Source organism: Vibrio harveyi NBRC 15634 = ATCC 14126 = KCTC 12724 (genome assembly GCF_001591145.1).
Taxonomy (GTDB): domain Bacteria; phylum Pseudomonadota; class Gammaproteobacteria; order Enterobacterales; family Vibrionaceae; genus Vibrio; species Vibrio harveyi.
Window position 1 is genome coordinate 90,077 of the sequence record NZ_BCUF01000002.1, and the last position, 16,506, is coordinate 106,582.

At 43.8% G+C, this 16,506-nt stretch carries 15 protein-coding genes and 1 riboswitch; of the genes, 7 read left to right on the plus strand and 8 right to left on the minus strand.

The window, feature by feature from the left end; genetic code table 11:
- Nucleotides 1-59 precede the first annotated feature (59 nt).
- Entirely contained in the window at nt 60-761 is a 702-nt protein-coding gene (locus tag VHA02S_RS01480; protein WP_005450375.1) for an arginyltransferase, read from the minus strand.
- On the minus strand, nt 758-1,468 hold the full coding sequence (gene aat / locus VHA02S_RS01485) for a leucyl/phenylalanyl-tRNA--protein transferase (RefSeq protein WP_005450374.1): 711 nt from the start codon (nt 1,466-1,468) through the stop codon (nt 758-760). Before aat ends, VHA02S_RS01480 begins: the two co-directional genes overlap by 4 nt.
- A 41-nt stretch (nt 1,469-1,509) precedes the next feature.
- Between aat and VHA02S_RS01490 the strand changes: the two genes are divergently transcribed.
- Both VHA02S_RS01490 and aroA read left to right on the plus strand, forming a co-directional pair.
- Nucleotides 1,510-1,986 carry an outer membrane lipoprotein gene (locus VHA02S_RS01490; RefSeq protein ID WP_005450372.1) on the plus strand — a complete coding sequence of 159 codons (477 nt, stop codon included), beginning with the start codon at nt 1,510-1,512 and terminating at the stop codon, nt 1,984-1,986.
- A gap of 339 nt (nt 1,987-2,325) precedes the next feature.
- Nucleotides 2,326-3,606, plus strand: a complete 1,281-nt coding sequence (aroA, locus tag VHA02S_RS01495) for a 3-phosphoshikimate 1-carboxyvinyltransferase (RefSeq protein WP_005450370.1) — start codon at nt 2,326-2,328, stop codon at nt 3,604-3,606.
- Between the two features lie 65 nt (nt 3,607-3,671).
- Here aroA and VHA02S_RS01500 read toward each other — a convergent pair whose 3' ends face one another.
- Nucleotides 3,672-3,920: a YciN family protein gene (locus VHA02S_RS01500; RefSeq protein ID WP_005450369.1), complete on the minus strand. Its 249-nt coding sequence runs from the start codon at nt 3,918-3,920 to the stop codon at nt 3,672-3,674.
- Nucleotides 3,921-4,399: 479 nt separating this feature from the next.
- Between VHA02S_RS01500 and topA the strand changes: the two genes are divergently transcribed.
- From topA to VHA02S_RS01520, 4 genes are all read left to right on the plus strand, one after another.
- Nucleotides 4,400-7,030, plus strand: coding sequence for a type I DNA topoisomerase (gene topA / locus VHA02S_RS01505; RefSeq protein ID WP_038898164.1), 2,631 nt, complete (start codon nt 4,400-4,402; stop codon nt 7,028-7,030).
- Between the two features lie 531 nt (nt 7,031-7,561).
- The gene (gene glgC, locus VHA02S_RS01510) at nt 7,562-8,779 is read left to right on the plus strand and encodes a glucose-1-phosphate adenylyltransferase (protein WP_005450367.1); all 1,218 of its coding nucleotides are present in this window, start codon (nt 7,562-7,564) and stop codon (nt 8,777-8,779) included.
- Nucleotides 8,769-10,226 (plus strand): glycogen synthase GlgA, encoded by a 1,458-nt coding sequence (gene glgA, locus VHA02S_RS01515; protein ID WP_026000128.1) that lies wholly within the window; start codon nt 8,769-8,771, stop codon nt 10,224-10,226. The genes glgC and glgA overlap by 11 nt, the downstream gene beginning before the upstream one ends.
- Before the next feature lie 122 nt (nt 10,227-10,348).
- Nucleotides 10,349-11,152, plus strand: a complete 804-nt coding sequence (locus VHA02S_RS01520) for an alpha/beta fold hydrolase (protein WP_038898163.1) — start codon at nt 10,349-10,351, stop codon at nt 11,150-11,152.
- 32 nt (nt 11,153-11,184) lie between these two features.
- Here the strand turns inward: VHA02S_RS01520 and VHA02S_RS01525 are convergent, their stop codons facing one another.
- The 5 genes from VHA02S_RS01525 to torD form a co-directional block, all read right to left on the minus strand.
- Nucleotides 11,185-11,502: a putative signal transducing protein gene (locus VHA02S_RS01525; protein ID WP_038898162.1), complete on the minus strand. Its 318-nt coding sequence runs from the start codon at nt 11,500-11,502 to the stop codon at nt 11,185-11,187.
- Nucleotides 11,502-12,191: a TVP38/TMEM64 family protein gene (locus tag VHA02S_RS01530; protein WP_005450359.1), complete on the minus strand. Its 690-nt coding sequence runs from the start codon at nt 12,189-12,191 to the stop codon at nt 11,502-11,504. The genes VHA02S_RS01525 and VHA02S_RS01530 overlap by 1 nt, the downstream gene beginning before the upstream one ends.
- 119 nt (nt 12,192-12,310) lie before the next feature.
- Nucleotides 12,311-12,901: a TfoX/Sxy family DNA transformation protein gene (locus VHA02S_RS01535; protein ID WP_005450356.1), complete on the minus strand. Its 591-nt coding sequence runs from the start codon at nt 12,899-12,901 to the stop codon at nt 12,311-12,313.
- Nucleotides 12,902-13,017: 116 nt separating this feature from the next.
- A riboswitch (cyclic di-GMP riboswitch) is annotated at nt 13,018-13,107 on the minus strand.
- 279 nt (nt 13,108-13,386) lie between these two features.
- Nucleotides 13,387-14,391, minus strand: a complete 1,005-nt coding sequence (gene purR, locus VHA02S_RS01540; RefSeq protein ID WP_005450353.1) for an HTH-type transcriptional repressor PurR — start codon at nt 14,389-14,391, stop codon at nt 13,387-13,389.
- A 446-nt stretch (nt 14,392-14,837) separates the two neighbouring features.
- Nucleotides 14,838-15,485, minus strand: a complete 648-nt coding sequence (torD, locus tag VHA02S_RS01545; RefSeq protein WP_005450351.1) for a molecular chaperone TorD — start codon at nt 15,483-15,485, stop codon at nt 14,838-14,840.
- 233 nt (nt 15,486-15,718) lie between these two features.
- On the opposite strand from torD, the gene torR reads away from it, so the two are divergent.
- Nucleotides 15,719-16,432, plus strand: coding sequence for a two-component system response regulator TorR (gene torR, locus VHA02S_RS01550; protein WP_005450350.1), 714 nt, complete (start codon nt 15,719-15,721; stop codon nt 16,430-16,432).
- Nucleotides 16,433-16,506: the final 74 nt, after the last annotated feature.

Genomic DNA, 16,506 nt, shown 5'->3' on the forward strand with positions numbered 1-16,506 from the left:
GCGGTATTAGCGGGCTAATTTTGCCGCTAAACAGTAATTATGTAAAGTTGGGGCGTATTCTACCCTTGCCAACGCTGATTTACTAGCCTTTGGTGTCTCTGAAAGCGAGTTTTGTAGTTCATCGCCGGACATTCATCGATTTGATACCCTAGATACAGCCAATGTTTGTTGTGCTGTCGGCAGTATTCTAGCTGGAAAAGCACGCCTAAGGTCCCGAGAGACAAAGGATAATCTGGGTCAAAGAAGGTGTAAAACGCACTCGCACAATGCTCCATAATATCAGTGACAGCAACGGCTACTAGGCGCGCTTCGTCATCATAAACATGAAGAAAGCCAGTCGTTAACCATGTTGTTTGAGCAAATCGCGCGAACTCGTCTTCCCGAGGTGGATACATAGTACCATTTTGGTGCCGTTCGCAAATATAACGGCTGTAGAGTTCAAACCAATTTGAATCGAGCTCAGGTTTCATCTCCCAATGCAGTGCCTTTCCTTTGTTTAGCAAACGTTTCTGGCTTTTGGATGCTACGAAATCCGGTACTGCGATTCGGATTGGTTGACAAGCACTACAGTGCTGACAATGCGGCTTGTAAATGGTGTCTCCACTGCGGCGGAAACCATTAGCCATCAATACTTGATAGCTTTGCTCTGTATGCAAATCAGCATCAAGAGCTACTGCCACACGCTCTTCACGCTCAGGTAAATAGCTGCATGGATGGTTGTTGGTTAACCCAATACGAATATGTTGGAGATCTGTGCTCATGATACCGCGCCCTGCAAAATCTGTGGCTCAAACGTGCCCAAATCGGTTTTCTTATCTCTTAAAGATAGTAGTTTTTGTATGAAATCGTCGCGTTGGAGTTCAAATGCACCAAGCGATGCTAGGTGTGGGTTCATCACCTGGCAATCAATCAATTGACCTTGATTTGACGCCAAGTGTTCGCACAGATACCACAATGCGATTTTTGAAGCATTGTCTTTGAGGCTAAACATCGACTCACCACAAAAAAGTCGACCGACGCTAATACCATATAGACCGCCAATTAATTGATCGTCGTGCCATACTTCTACTGAGTGACAATGACCACGCTTTGCAAGCTCGATATAAGAAGCTTGCATCTCGTCATTGAGCCAAGTCTCTTCCGCAGGGCGGGTGGAAGAGCAAAACTGAATGACACGTTCGGTTGCGTTGTTTAACGTTACTTTATACTGTTGTTTACGCTGAAACTTTTTCAAACTCTTGGAAGGCGTAAAGGTCAAAGGATCGAAAACAGCTCGTGGTGATGGACTCCACCAGAGAATTGGCTCTCCGGGACCATACCAAGGGAAAATGCCTTGTTGATAGCCACATAGGATGCGGTCGGGGTTAAGGTCGCCACCAAACGCCAATAAACCGTTTGGATCGCTCAGCGCATCATAGGGAGATGGAAAAGAGAGCGAATCATCAAGTTCAGTTAAATAGATAGCCATAAAGAGAAGTTTACCAACATCAGAGCCTATAGGAGCTTATTATGAGCAGAGAAAGACTTAATATAAAACGATGGGCATGGATCATACTGTTTTTGCCATTTTTCGCCAATGCAGCTTATGAAAGAAATGTAGCAAAACCAGTCAATCAAGTGGTGTATGGCAAAGTCGATTCTGTGCGATACATAACTCAACAAGAAGTAAAGCAATCACAAAGTAACGGTTGGGAAACGCTTCTTGGTGCCACAATTGGTGGTCTAGTTGGCAACCAATTTGGTGGTGGCACAGGTAGAGAAGTCGCAACTGCCGTGGGCGCACTCGCGGGGGCCGCAGTCGTTCGAAATCGAAATAACTACGAATACACGGTTGAGTATAAATTGGTTGAGCTGCTAATTAAGGTTGATGGCAACAAACTTATCAACGTCATTCAAGACGTTGATAATAGTATGCTGTTTAACCGTGGTGATGATGTACGCATTCTGTATTTTGATGATGGTGTCAGGGTTGATATTGCGTATTAGATATTTCTAAGTAACCTCGAGATGTTTGGGGTAGCGACAATGGCTTGGTTTGTTAGCGTGGTTAGGATTTGAAGGTTCAGTGGAGCCAAGCCAAAAGTTGGCAACCAATACACTGCGTTGTTTTCTTTGCTCTCGAGTCAATGACAACGGTCTGAACCATGCATCTTGAAGTCACTTGGGTATATGTTTGTACTGCAAAAACGAAGTTGACTAATTATTCAAAAATTAGCGTAGATTTGCTCTGGTTTTGTGGTGGCTTTTTCGTTAGTCTGAATTCACGAAGAATTGTTTAGCTCTCAAAAATTGTGAAGTGAGAGCACAAAGGATTAACAACTTTTAATGGAAAGCCTAACGTTACAACCTATCAATAAAATTCAAGGGGAAGTGAACCTTCCTGGATCAAAAAGCGTTTCCAATCGAGCTTTGCTTCTTGCCGCTCTAGCAAAAGGCACGACTCGGTTGACCAACCTTCTCGACAGCGATGATATTCGCCACATGTTGAACGCTCTGACTAAGCTTGGTGTTCAGTATCAGTTGTCTGAAGACAAGACAGAATGTGTCGTAGAGGGGCTTGGTCGTCCATTTTCTGTTTCTGAACCTGTTGAGCTATTTTTGGGTAACGCAGGTACAGCAATGCGCCCATTGGCAGCAGCCTTGTGCTTAGGTGAAGGTGAATACGTTCTTACTGGCGAACCTCGCATGAAAGAACGCCCAATTGGTCACCTAGTGACAGCCTTAAAAGCAGCAGGCGCTGACGTCGAATATCTAGAGAACGAAAACTACCCACCGCTGAAAATCACTGGTACTGGACTTAAGTCTGGCTCTGTATCGATTGATGGTTCAATCTCTAGCCAATTTCTGACAGCGTTTTTAATGTCAGCACCGCTGGCTGATGGTGAGATTCGCATCAATATTGACGGTGAGTTGGTTTCTAAACCATACATCGACATTACACTCCATATTATGAAGCAGTTTGGTGTCAACGTAATCAACAATGATTACCAAGAGTTTGTGATTCCAGCTGGTCAGCAATATATCGCTCCGGGTGATTTTTTGGTGGAAGGTGATGCTTCTTCTGCTTCTTACTTTTTGGCCGCAGCTGCCATCAAGGGTGGTGAAGTAAAAGTAACCGGTATTGGTAAGAACAGCATTCAGGGAGATATCCAATTCGCTGATGCACTTGAAAAAATGGGTGCAGAAATCGAATGGGGTGATGATTACGTCATTTCTCGTGTTGGTCAGTTAAAAGGCATCGATATGGATTATAACCATATCCCTGATGCAGCAATGACTATTGCAACGACAGCGCTTTTTGCTGAAGGTACAACCGCAATTCGCAATGTATACAACTGGCGCGTAAAGGAAACGGATCGCCTTTCAGCGATGGCGACTGAGCTTCGTAAAGTCGGTGCTGAGGTGGAAGAGGGTGAGGACTACATCATCGTGAAACCAGTCCCTAAGCTTACGCACGCAGCGATTGATACTTACGATGATCACCGCATGGCGATGTGTTTTTCATTAGTGGCACTGAGTGATACTCCAGTGACGATTAACGACCCTAAATGTACGTCAAAGACCTTCCCAGATTACTTCGATAAGTTAAAGGCACTAAGCTGCTAATTCGCCTTATTGAAAGTGAAAAGCCAGAGTAGAGACTCTGGCTTTTTTATTGGAATTTGAAGCGCTTACTTGTTCAATGTGAACTCTTTTGAAAGGTGGTGCGCTAGGTACTTAAACATATTGAAAACCGCAGTAGTGTTGGTTGTCGGCAGACCTTTTTCATCTAAGAAGTACTCACCTTTAAACACCAAAACACCGTCTTTTTCTTCTACACTTGTTGCGCGCATGCCTTCAATGTAGTCATCGTGCTCTTGGATGATTTGGTTCGCAATTAAAAGAAGGTCGAACTCTTCAATGTGTTTTCTATCAGACATACCATTCTCGTCATTCAATGAAACTTTAAGTGGGGGCAGTATACCCACAATTGTGAAGGGTTTGCATACTAAAAACAGTGATTGCGTGTTTTACGAACGTCACACGTTAATATAGAGGGAGTAGCGAAGCGATTCTCATCTGCAAATAGCCGATATTTCACTGGCATAACTTAAGCTTACGTTCTGATCGCGTAAGACAAATTATTTTGTGATGAGAGACAAAATTTATCGAATTCGACTAGCGAGAGGAAACTTTGCCTGCTTAGTATATGCCGCTCAAGACCTTTTGCAGTACCCTGCCTCGTCAAAGTACAAAGGCGATGAATTGTCAACCAATCGGATCTGAATTTCAAAAAAGCAGTTGATCTTCTTTTCATCTCGCACAATAGTAAAAAAAGAAGCAATGAAATAGAACATTATGCGGGTAGCTTCCTTTGGGCTAGTTACCCGCATTATTATGAAGGACGTTAGAGTCAGTTATGGGTAAATCGCTCGTTATAGTGGAGTCACCAGCCAAGGCTAAGACGATAAATAAATACCTTGGTAAAGACTTTATTGTTAAGTCTAGTGTTGGTCACGTGCGTGATCTGCCTACGGCCGGTCAAAGCACTGGTGAGAAAAAAGCCGCAGCCATTTCTACTAAAGGAATGAGCCCGGAAGAAAAAGCGCGTGTCAAAAAAGAAAAAGACCGTAAAGCTCTAATCAAAAAAATGGGGATTAACCCATATCATGACTGGGATGCGAATTACCAAATCCTTCCAGGCAAAGAAAAAGTCGTTAGCGAACTGCAAAAATTAGCCAAAGATGCTGATTACGTTTATCTCGCAACCGATTTAGACCGCGAGGGGGAAGCAATCGCATGGCACCTTCGTGAGATCATCGGTGGCGATGAAGAGCGATACAAACGCGTAGTGTTTAACGAGATCACGAAGAATGCAATCCAGCAAGCTTTCCAGACGCCTGGTGAGCTAAACATGGATGGTGTTAACGCACAACAAGCACGTCGATTCATGGACCGTGTAGTAGGTTTCATGGTTTCTCCATTGCTATGGAAGAAAGTGGCGCGTGGTCTGTCTGCTGGTCGTGTACAATCAGTAGCGGTTAAACTACTGGTTGAGCGTGAGCGTGAAATCAACGCTTTCATTCCAGAAGAATTCTGGGATATCAACGCAAATACGCACACAAAAGATAAGACGGCGTTCAAACTGCTTGTTGCGCAGAAAGATGGCGTTGCGTTTAAGCCAGTTAACGAGGCTGAAACCAAGGCGGCGATGTCGGTACTGGAAAACGCAAGCTACGAAGTATGTAAGCGTGAAGACCGCCCAACGAAAAGTAAGCCGTCTGCACCATACATTACGTCTACACTTCAGCAAGCAGCGAGTACTCGTTTAGGCTACGGCGTTAAAAAGACAATGATGCTGGCGCAGCGTCTATACGAAGCGGGTTACATCACCTATATGCGTACCGACTCAACCAACTTGAGCGCGGAAGCAGTAGATGCAGTTCGCGGTTTCATCGGTTCTGAGTTCGGTGACAAATACCTTCCAGCTAAACCGCTAACATACGGTAGCAAAGAAGGCGCACAAGAAGCGCACGAAGCAATTCGTCCTTCCGATGTCGCTGTGAAAGCTGAAGACCTACAAGGTGTTGATTCGGACGCACATAAGCTGTACGCGCTGATTTGGAATCAATTCGTTGCGTGTCAAATGACGCCTGCAGAATACGATTCAACCACCATCAGTGTGAAAGCGGCTGAGTACACGCTAAAAGCGAAAGGTCGTATTCTTAAGTTTGATGGTTGGACTCGCGTTCAACGCCCAATGGGTAAAAACGAAGATACGATTCTTCCTGCTGTTCAACTGGGCGATAAGCTAGATCTTGAATCACTAGATCCTAAACAGCACTTTACCAAGCCACCAGCACGTTTCACAGAAGCGGCGCTGGTAAAAGAACTTGAGAAGCGCGGCATTGGTCGTCCTTCTACATACGCTTCAATCATCTCTACGATCCAAGATCGCGGCTACGTAAAAGTAGAACAGCGTCGTTTCTACGCAGAGAAGATGGGCGAGATTGTTACTGACCGTCTGGATGACAGTTTCAACGATCTAATGAACTACGACTTCACTGCGCGTATGGAGCAGAAGCTTGACCAAATCGCTGAAGGCGATGTGATGTGGAAAGATGTTCTAGATAACTTCTTCACAGACTTCACTGGCGATCTAGAGAAAGCGGAGCAAGACGAGAACGAAGGCGGCATGAAGTTGAATCACATTGTGATGACAGATATCGAGTGTCCGACTTGTAGCCGTCCTATGGGTATTCGTACCGCGTCAACAGGCGTATTCCTAGGCTGTTCTGGTTACGCATTGCCACCTAAGGAGCGTTGCAAGACAACCATCAACTTGGGTGACGAAGACGGTATCATCAACGTTCTAGAAGAAGATGTGGAAACAGCAGCTCTGCGTGCTAAGAAGCGTTGTCCTATCTGTGAAACGGCGATGGACGCATACTTGATCGATGATAAACGCAAGATGCACGTTTGTGGTAACAACCCGAACTGTGAAGGCTACATCGTCGAGCATGGCGAATTCAAAGTGAAAGGCTATGATGGTCCAGTTGTTGAGTGTGACAAGTGTGGTTCTGACATGGTGCTTAAGAACGGTCGCTTCGGTAAATACATGGATTGTACAAGTGAAACGTGTAAGAACACTCGTAAGATCCTGAAGAACGGTGAAGTAGCACCGCCGAAAGAAGATCCAGTTCATTTCCCTGAACTTCCTTGTGAAAACTCAGATGCGTACTTTGTTTTACGTGATGGTGCTTCTGGTCTGTTTATGGCTGCGAGTAACTTCCCTAAATCACGTGAGACTCGTGCTCCATTAGTTTCTGAACTTGCTCGCTTCGAAGAACGTCTTCCTGAGAAGTTTAAGTATCTGACTACCGCGCCAGCTGCGGACCCTGATGGTCGCCCTGCTGTTGTTCGCTTTAGCCGCAAGAGCAAAGAGAACTACGTGCGCACTGAAGACAATGGAAAACCAAGTGGTTGGACGGCATTGTTTATCGATGGTAAGTGGGAAATCACGGACAAGCGCAAAAAAGCGAAAGCATAATCCTAGAGATTGAATCGATAAGGCAGCTCATACGCTGCCTTATTTTTTACCTGCTATTTTACAATTCATTCATTTCACCAATCACTTTTCTTCCATTTTCACCATTCTTGTTTTCATCCAACGGTCATAGTTTCATCGTATCCTGTCGCAAAACTGCACTTGTGTAGTTAATCGGTTTGTAAATTGTTTTCACAATGTAATCGTTTGCGTCCCATTGTGTGATCAAGATACCGTATTGAGTAAGCAACATCTGTACACTACACGGAATGGCATATTTTAAATTGTAATTTAGTTCCAGTTCGATAACTTATTAGACAGATAATGCAACTGTATGCTGTTATTTAGCGCCGAAAATAAAGAATAACTAAGGCGTGTGCGTACGAGGATGTGCAATAGCTTTTTCAGTTCGTATTGTGAGGGTTCATAGAAGCTCATCAGTATGGACGTATTAACGTATTCGCTTGACTCCCCGAGTTCTGCTCATATCAAGCGAGTACCAGTTCCAAGCTATAACTATATGGAGAACAACGAATGGCTGGTGTTTTGGGAATGATTCTTGCTGGCGGTGAAGGCTCTCGCTTGAGACCTTTAACGGAATCCCGCAGTAAACCTTCGGTCCCTTTCGGCGGAAGTTACCGACTTATTGATTTCGCTCTGAATAACTTTGTGAATGCGGATTTAATGCGCATTTACGTCCTTACTCAATTCAAATCTCAATCTCTATTCCACCACTTGAAGAAAGGGTGGAACATCAATGGCATCACCGACCGCTTTATCGACCCAATTCCTGCGCAGATGCGTACAGGCAAGCGTTGGTATGAAGGAACGGCAGATGCTATCTACCAAAACCTGCGTTTTATGGAGTTGGCAGAACCTGATCAAGTATGTATCTTTGGTTCCGATCATATCTATAAAATGGACATTAAACAGATGTTGGCTTTCCACCAAGAGAAAGAGGCTTCGCTAACGGTTTCAGCGCTAAGAATGCCGTTATCTGAAGCGTCTCAATTTGGTGTTATCGAAGTAGACAACGAAGGTCGCATGATTGGCTTTGAAGAAAAGCCAGCTAATCCGAAATCTATCCCAGGTGATCCAGAGCACGCACTCGTGTCTATGGGTAACTATATCTTCGAAGCTCAGACACTGTTTGCCGAACTTATTGAAGATGCTGATAACGAAGCATCAACGCACGACTTTGGTAAAGACATTATTCCTAAAATGTTCCCGCGTGGTGATGTGTTTGTTTATGACTTCAGTACCAACCGCATCACGGGTGAGAAAGAAGAAGTATATTGGCGCGATGTAGGTACGATTGATGCGTACTGGCAAGCTCATATGGATCTTCTTGAGAAAGACGCACCGTTCTCTCTATACAACCGCAAATGGCCACTTCATACTTATTACCCACCATTGCCACCAGCGACATTTACTGACTCTGTTAATGGTCGAGTTCAGATCATCGATAGCTTGGTATGTAACGGTAGCTACGTGCGTGGTTCACGTATTGAAAAATCAGTATTAGGTTTCCGTAGCAACATTGCTTCGGCGTGTGACATCAGCCAGTGTATTTTGCTCGGTGATGTGAAAGTCGGGGAAGGTTGTGTGCTTCGTCGCGTGATTGTAGATAAAGACGCAGATATTGCGCCGGGTACGCAAATTGGTGTAAATCTACAAGAAGATAAGAAACACTACCATGTGTCAGATGATGGCATCGTTGTAATTCCAAAAGGAGCACGTGTTGGCTACTAACAATTTGTCTGTTCTGTTTGTAGCGTCTGAAGTCGAAGGACTAATTAAAAGTGGTGGCTTGGCTGATGTAGCCAAGGCACTGCCGGAAGCCCTTCAAAATCTTCAGCAAGATGTACGAATTTCTATTCCAGCCTATACTGGCATTGAGCAACTATCGGAAGCGGAAACGGTTCTAGAAACAGAGTTAACGAGTTGGCCACATACGGCATACCGAGTGCTTAAGTTAACGCTTGGGGATAATCCAGTTTACTTAATTGATTGTCCGCCGTATTTCAATCGTCCTTCTATGTACGCCGAAAACAACCAAGCTTATACAGACAATGGTGAACGCTTTGCATTCTTTAGTGCAGCGTGTTTGGACATGTTACCTAAGCTTGGCTTCCAGCCGGACATTGTTCACGCTAATGACTGGCATACAGGATTAGTCCCATTCTTGCTCAAACATCGATACGGCAATGAAGCCTTCTTTGCAAACACTCGCAGCGTTATTTCAATTCACAACGCGGTGTTCAAAGGGGTATTTAGTTACGACGATGTTCAATGCCTTCCAGAGTTCCATAGTCGAAATGTGCCTGATGCAGCCGTCAGTGCCACTCACATCACCATGCTCAAAGCGGGGGTGATGAATGCAGACAAAATCAATGCAGTAAGCCCGACTTACGCAGAAGAGCTTAAGACTGAGCTAGGTAGTCATGGTATGGCGTGGGAGTTTCAACAACGCGCTGACGATTTAGTGGGTATTCTAAATGGTTGTGATTACAGTGCGTGGAATCCAGAAACGGACTCTAGTTTACCGTTGAACTACAAAGCGAACCGACAAAGCATGGTGCGTGGCAAAAACGCTTGTAAGAGAGCCCTACAAGAAAAGCTGGGTCTTGAAGCATCTGATTGCGCTATGTTTGGTATGGTTTGCCGTTTAACGCAACAAAAAGGCGTGCATTATTTGCTACCAGCATTGGCTGACTTCCTCAAACATGATGTTCAAGTTGTCGTCGTGGGGACTGGCGATCCTATCCTTGCTGCCCAACTGAGAGACGTCTCAGCACAGTTCGCTAATAAGTTGGTTTTTGTGGAAGCATACGATAATGAACTCGCACACCTTGTTGAGGCTGGCTCAGATTTCTTCCTGATGCCTTCAGAATTTGAACCTTGTGGTTTAAATCAGATCTACAGTATGGCTTATGGCACGTTGCCGATTGTTCGTGGTGTAGGCGGTTTGAAAGACAGTGTTAATGACTACGACGCAGATCTTGAAGAAGCCACAGGTTTTGTATTCTATGAGCCAACACCACAAGCGTTGTTATTGACGATGCTAAGGGCACTGTTGCTTTACGCACAGAGTCCGAACGAAGTAAGGCGTGTACAGCTTCATGCAATGCAGAAAGACTTTTGTTGGCGTAAAGCTGCGGAAGAATACTTGCAGTTGTATAGAGCCGCGTTAAATTGACGCAAAATCTTTAAAAAGTGTAACGAAAGGCACCGAATAGGGTGCCTTTATTATCTTACCCATAAGGAGTGTGGTAGCATTTATCCATTCCTGTTCACAAAGAATGTTTTTCATACTGATACATGACTCAGCCACTTTTATTCCATAAAACCTTTATACACCCTACTAGCAAAGAGTGGGTCGTTTTCGTGCATGGTGCTGGTGGCAGTTCTTCGATATGGTTTAAGCAGATCAAAGCGTATAAGCAGCACTTTAACTTACTGCTGATCGACCTTCGAGGGCATGGAAAATCTAACCAACTGCTTAAAGAATTGATGACAAGTCGCTATACCTTTACGGCGGTGACTCAAGATATTCTAAAAGTTTTGGATCATCTTAAGATTCAGTCTGCGCACTTTGTCGGTATGTCTTTGGGTACTATTATTGTTCGTAATTTGGCTGAGTTAGCCTCTGAGCGAGTACGCTCTATGGTTCTTGGTGGCGCAGTTACGCGTTTAAATACCCGCTCACAAATCCTGGTGAAGTTAGGTAATCTAGGAAAGCACATTCTGCCTTATATGTGGCTGTACAAGTTGTTTGCCTACATTGTTATGCCGCAAAAAAACCAACGAGAATCACGTCACCTATTTATCCGCGAAGCAAAGAAATTATGCCAGAAAGAATTCAAACGATGGTTCATCTTAGCCGCTGACGTTAATCCCCTGATGAAATACTTTAAAGATCGTGAACTGCCTATCCCAACATTGTATTTAATGGGTGATAGGGATTACATGTTCATCAAGCCAGTTAAAGAGATGGTTGCGGTACATAAGCAAAGTGTTCTACGCGAGATTCCAGACTGTGGTCATGTGTGCAATGTAGAACGACCTGATGACTTCAATCAACACTCTATCGAGTTCATTAAGCAGCAAAGCTTAGCCGCTTAAACTTAAAATGATTGAAAAGAATAGGGGAGCCATTAAGGCTCCCCTATTTGATATCCGCATTGCCAACAAGCGCCAAATTGACCTTCATTTTGCTCCGAACATTGTGGGCACTGCCAATCTTGGTAAATAAGTTCTGCTTGTTTTCGATAGTCTTCGACGATGGCTAATGCTTTCAACTGTTGCTCCGGATGTAAAAGCCAAACATACGGGTCAGTATCATCGCTAAAAGGCAGCTCTCCCTTCAATCCGAACATGCCTTCACCTCGCACTTCGCAGGCTATTTGCTCGGTTTTAAGAAGCTCACAAACGATATGAGCTTCAGCCGGATTTTTAGCGATGTATATTTTCATTAAGCGTTTCCATTCTGTACTTGTGCAGGGCGAACCTTATTCATAACCCATTTAGCGATAATAGGGAACAAACCAAGTAGAGCAAACGATGCTAATACGGTTGGTGACACAATTCCAGAAAGACTATCAATGGTTGCTAGCTGTGTACCTGCATTCAGATAAACCGCAGTGCCGGGCAACATACCAATTTGGCTTGTTAAGTAGAATCGAGCAATAGTCATTGGTGTTAGACCCATTAACAAGTTGATTAGGAAAAATGGAAAAACAGGGATTAAGCGTAGCGAAAACAGGTAAAATGCGCCGTCTTTTTCTACACCCTGGTTGATCGCACCTAGCTTGTTTCCAAACTTACTCTGTACCCATTCCCTCAATAGGTAACGGCTGCTTAAAAAAGCGATCGTTGCACCGATTGTGCTGGCAAAAGAAACCAGCAGCAAACTTGTCCAGAAACCAAATAGCGCCGCACCAAGCAAAGTCACCACTGCTGCACCTGGAATCGAAAACGCAGTGATGGCAATGTAAGCAAAGAAATAAGTGGCAGCAGCGAATACGAAGTTTTCGCTAATAAAAGTGTTCAACGCTTCTTGTTGCGCCTTCGCGTTTTCTAGCGTTAGGTATTGACCAAAATTCACGCCTAAAAAGATAATCGTCGCGAGTAGGATCAGTCCTAAAATCAGTTTCTTATTCATATCAATAGCTCCGTTTGGCTTCTTAAATAATAAGACAGAATGGGGCAATAAAAAATTTCAAAAAAAACCGCAGTTTGAAAACTGCGGCTTTTACTCAATGTCATGCTGATATAAATGCTTTAGGAAAGAGCACTCATCAATTCTTCTCGACGAGACTGAGGTACGACACTCCAATGTGTGCCTTTGATTGCACCTTCTAACGCCCAGAGCAGTTCAAGGCTTACCGTAGAGGCATGCGTATCTTGGATTGCTTTGTATGCGTTTAGCGCGCCTTCTGCTTCAAGTTGCTCTACAGAGTCAATGCCCGCTTTCTTGAGCATACGCTCAGTTGCTAGACGCAGGTTAGGTAGATCTTTCAATCGATTAGGCTTGGTGCTTGCTTGTTGTTTTTTCTCTTGCTTAGCAGTCTCGAGGGATTGCTTGGCAACTTCAATCAAGCGGTCGGTTGTGTCCCAAAGATCATCAGAAATTGCATAGTATTTCGTAACGACTGGGAAACCACGTTTCTTGTAGACGTACGGTTTTAGTCCTTGAGTCTCGAAGTCAGATGAAGTTTGTTGGTCAGCTCGAATATGAAGTTGATTGTTTACGACAAGCGCAAACATCGTTTCATCGGCGAAGAGCCCAAAACCACCAAACATTGAGCGCGACTTGATATTACCAAGTGCCTCAAACAGCTTCATTGAGTCTTTGAGTATCGGTTTATCCATGGTGTGTTATCTCGGTGTAATTAATATTACGCCACCAAAAATCAGGTCCGAGAGATTAGCAAATGCATGCAGACACAATGTCATTAAAGGGTAAACTCACTTAATGCATATTTGCCATCGGTAACCCCGCTACCTTCCATCTAATAAGATGGTTCAGGCCGGAGGCTTTGCGTCCCACCCTTTCGGATGGTTTGCCCTGTGCGTGACTCTTTGAGGATACTTCGTATATTGAATTAACATCACGTTTCAAACGTTGAAGTGTGATCTTGGTTCAGTTAATAGTGGTAATTTGATGTGTAAAGTTTCATATTCTGGAATGTATAATTGTAATACAAAAGGTCTATCAAGGATATGTGCTACCTTGAGTTAAAACAGCAACTTATCTTCGTTCTTTAAATTATTTTTCTGATGAAATGTCCAAAAAAAGTTATTTTTAGGCAATAAAAAAGCGCTCTTAGGAGCGCTTTATAAAATCAAGCGAGAGATCAGTTCAATTTCTTAACTGTATTACGCACAACGATCTCTGGTTGCATTTCGAAAACACGCTTCTCATGCTCTTTATCTTTGATGCGCTCAAGTAGGATCTCAAATGCATTTTTACCCACACGACGTTTTGGTTGGTGAATCGTCGTTAGCGGTGGAGAGAAGTACTCAGCAAGTTCGATATTGTCGTAACCGATAACAGAAATATCGTCAGGTACTTTGATACCGTTTTGTTGTAGGCGGCTCATCAAGCCAAGTGCCATTGTGTCATTGAAACAGAAAACAGCGGTTGGACGTTTGTCCATAGCACTGATGTTATCTGCAGCTAAGACAGCCGTGTCACACTCAAAGTTGCCTTCAAGAATCCAGTCTTCGTTAACGGCTAGGTTTGCTTCAGCCATGGCACGGCGGTAACCCGCAATACGTTCTTGGCAAGCTGCTTTTTCGAAGTGACCGCTCAGACAAGCAATATCAGTATGACCATTGTCGATCAGGTATTTTGTTGCGATGTAACCGCCTTCTTCTGAGTTATCGATGATCTTGTCTGCTTGTGAGCTTTCAGGACCCCAATCCATGACAACTTTAGGAATGTCTGAATGACGGTCAAGCATCTCTTTTAGCTCTTCCGTAAGGTCAGAACACATTACTAGAATGCCATCTACACGTTTCTCAGCTAGCATGCGGATGTAGTCACGTTGCTTCTCGTAAATACCGCCCGTGTTACATAGGATCAGAGTGTATCCTTGACGGTAACAGTAGCTCTCAACGCCGTCGATTACTTCAGAGAAGAATAGGTTGGTAGATTGAGTAACTAACATACCGATGGTACGAGTTGAGTTGCATTTTAAACTGCGCGCAACGGCACTTGGTGCGTAATTAAGTTCATCCACCGCTTTCATTACTTTTTCTTGAGTTGCTTCAGCAACAAAGCGAGTTTTATTAATTACGTGCGAAACCGTAGTGGTAGAAACGCCGGCTAAGCGAGCAACGTCTTTAATAGTGGCCATAAATGATGTCCTGTATCGAGCTACTGTAAATACCGTAGTGAAGACAACCATACGCTTAGGGTCTTGCGCAAACCGAGCAACTGCGAATAGGGGCATTGCTGAGATATTTGGCAGCGGTTGTTCCGAAATCGGTATAAAAAGGTTTGTAGCAACATTTATCGCTGAGTCTCATATTCCTTTCTTATATAAGTGAGGAATTGGTCAGCAATCCTGTTAAGAAAACACAAAAACCGCTTTATTTCAGCGGTTTACATATAAATCATATTTAATCGTTTGCGCTCACATTTTAGACTGATGCGAGCAAGCTGGCAATATTCTAGGCAGTTGTTTTGTGCCCCTGAGGTCACATTTTAACGGCTAAATTGATTGTATTTCTCTGTGCCAGATTAAAAACAAACGAATAAAATAGGGAGTCTGAATGACAGACTCCCCAAAATAGGTGGCAATTATTCACCAAGAAGGTAGGTGCTGTCCAGTTTACAAAATGCAATTAATAGTTGCGTAACGCTAATGTAGAAGCCAAATTCGTCGAATTGCTTACATTTAGCAGCAAACTGTGGCAGCCAAGTCATAAGGTGTTGTTGGATGAACTCGTTCTGTTTTCCGAACGCTTCTTCCATATGTTTATCTTGCTCTAGTTCGTTCGAGCGGATAATCATGTTGCCTAGAAAATCTAGCTCGACCGCTAAGTGGTCCGCTGGTTCTTTCAGATTTTCGTCCACTTGCACGCCAAAGTCTGCCATCAGTTTTTCCATCTCTTCTGCTGGCTTATCATTTAATAAACCAGATTCGCCGATGTACATTGAAGCATAAGGCAGTGCGCCGTGTTTTTCTGTTTTTAGAAAGAGTTCACAGAAGTCCGCTGCTAATTCTAACTGAGCGTCTTCACGGTCTTGTAAACGGTTGAGTGCATCAACAAGGGTATCAACAGCTGGTTTTAGTGATTCGTTTTCACCAAGACCCGCTAAAAAGCTTCGAATTTCAACACTGTGGTAGGTTTCTAGTTCTTTCTCTGTCAGTTCTTTTGCGAACAGGCTAGAAAACCACCAATAGATTTCTGCGCGTTTCTCGTTAAAAGCTTTCACTTCTTGCATTTTTTTGCTCCTGAATGGTTATCCCTTAAGTGTAAACAATTAAGATGAATAGCAGTAACTATAATTGTTATGCATTATTGGAAAATATGCGTATTTGTGAATGGCTGTAAATAAGCTTGCTTTGAATCAATAAAATCGCAAAATCTTGCTTTTTAATGTATCTATGACTAGAAATGTTACTAGTTATGAATAGAATACGTCTTGGAAAATAAAAAAGACAGAAAGTGGTGTAAATGAGCTATCACGTATTAGTCGTAGAAGATGATGTTGTAACTCGCAGTAAGCTCGCGGGCTATTTCCAAAATGAAGGTTACAAAGTCAGTGAAGCAGAAAGCGGCGCAGAGATGCGCGAAGTGCTTCAAGGCGGTGATGTTGACCTAATCATGCTGGATATTAACCTGCCTGGCGAAGACGGCCTTATGCTTACGCGTGAATTACGCAGCCAATCAGATATCGGCATCATATTAGTGACAGGACGCACGGATAGCATTGACAAAATCGTTGGTCTAGAAATGGGCGCAGACGATTATGTGACAAAGCCTTTTGAACTAAGGGAATTATTGGTTCGCGTGAAGAACTTGCTATGGCGCATCTCTGCGGCACGCAGCGGTTCTCAAAAAGCAGCGAACGACACTAATGAAGAACACATTGTGCGCTTCGGTGAGTGGACGTTTGATATTCAGCGTCGAGCTCTAAGCCGTAATGGTGAGCCAGTGAAACTAACCAAAGCTGAATATGAGTTATTGGTTGCACTGTCCTCGTACCCAAATCAGGTACTAAGCCGCGAGCGTATTTTGAATATGATCAGCCACCGAGTGGATGCGCCAAATGATCGTACGATTGACGTACTGATTCGCCGCATGCGCGCTAAGATGGAGTTTGATCCTAAGAACCCACAAATCTTTGTGACGGTTCACGGTGAAGGCTACATGTTTGCTGGTGATTAAATCATACCTAAAGAAAAAGGAGAGCATTGGCTCTCCTTTTTTGTTTCCGCAATTTGACCACTGAATCGTTTTTA

Excerpts from the sequence above, each read along its gene's own strand:
- VHA02S_RS01535 (WP_005450356.1), bottom strand. The coding sequence starts at position 12,901 with ATGGATAAACCGATACTCAAAGACTCAATGAAGCTGTTTGAGGCACTT.
- VHA02S_RS01480 (WP_005450375.1), bottom strand. The coding sequence starts at position 761 with ATGAGCACAGATCTCCAACATATTCGTATTGGGTTAACCAACAACCAT.
- VHA02S_RS01530 (WP_005450359.1), bottom strand. The coding sequence starts at position 12,191 with ATGAATAAGAAACTGATTTTAGGACTGATCCTACTCGCGACGATTATC.
- purR (WP_005450353.1), bottom strand. The coding sequence starts at position 14,391 with ATGGCCACTATTAAAGACGTTGCTCGCTTAGCCGGCGTTTCTACCACT.
- VHA02S_RS01490 (WP_005450372.1), top strand. The coding sequence starts at position 1,510 with ATGAGCAGAGAAAGACTTAATATAAAACGATGGGCATGGATCATACTG.
- VHA02S_RS01500 (WP_005450369.1), bottom strand. The coding sequence starts at position 3,920 with ATGTCTGATAGAAAACACATTGAAGAGTTCGACCTTCTTTTAATTGCG.
- VHA02S_RS01520 (WP_038898163.1), top strand. The coding sequence starts at position 10,349 with ATGACTCAGCCACTTTTATTCCATAAAACCTTTATACACCCTACTAGC.
- aat (WP_005450374.1), bottom strand. The coding sequence starts at position 1,468 with ATGGCTATCTATTTAACTGAACTTGATGATTCGCTCTCTTTTCCATCT.
- torR (WP_005450350.1), top strand. The coding sequence starts at position 15,719 with ATGAGCTATCACGTATTAGTCGTAGAAGATGATGTTGTAACTCGCAGT.
- glgC (WP_005450367.1), top strand. The coding sequence starts at position 7,562 with ATGGCTGGTGTTTTGGGAATGATTCTTGCTGGCGGTGAAGGCTCTCGC.
- aroA (WP_005450370.1), top strand. The coding sequence starts at position 2,326 with ATGGAAAGCCTAACGTTACAACCTATCAATAAAATTCAAGGGGAAGTG.
- topA (WP_038898164.1), top strand. The coding sequence starts at position 4,400 with ATGGGTAAATCGCTCGTTATAGTGGAGTCACCAGCCAAGGCTAAGACG.
- torD (WP_005450351.1), bottom strand. The coding sequence starts at position 15,485 with ATGCAAGAAGTGAAAGCTTTTAACGAGAAACGCGCAGAAATCTATTGG.
- VHA02S_RS01525 (WP_038898162.1), bottom strand. The coding sequence starts at position 11,502 with ATGAAAATATACATCGCTAAAAATCCGGCTGAAGCTCATATCGTTTGT.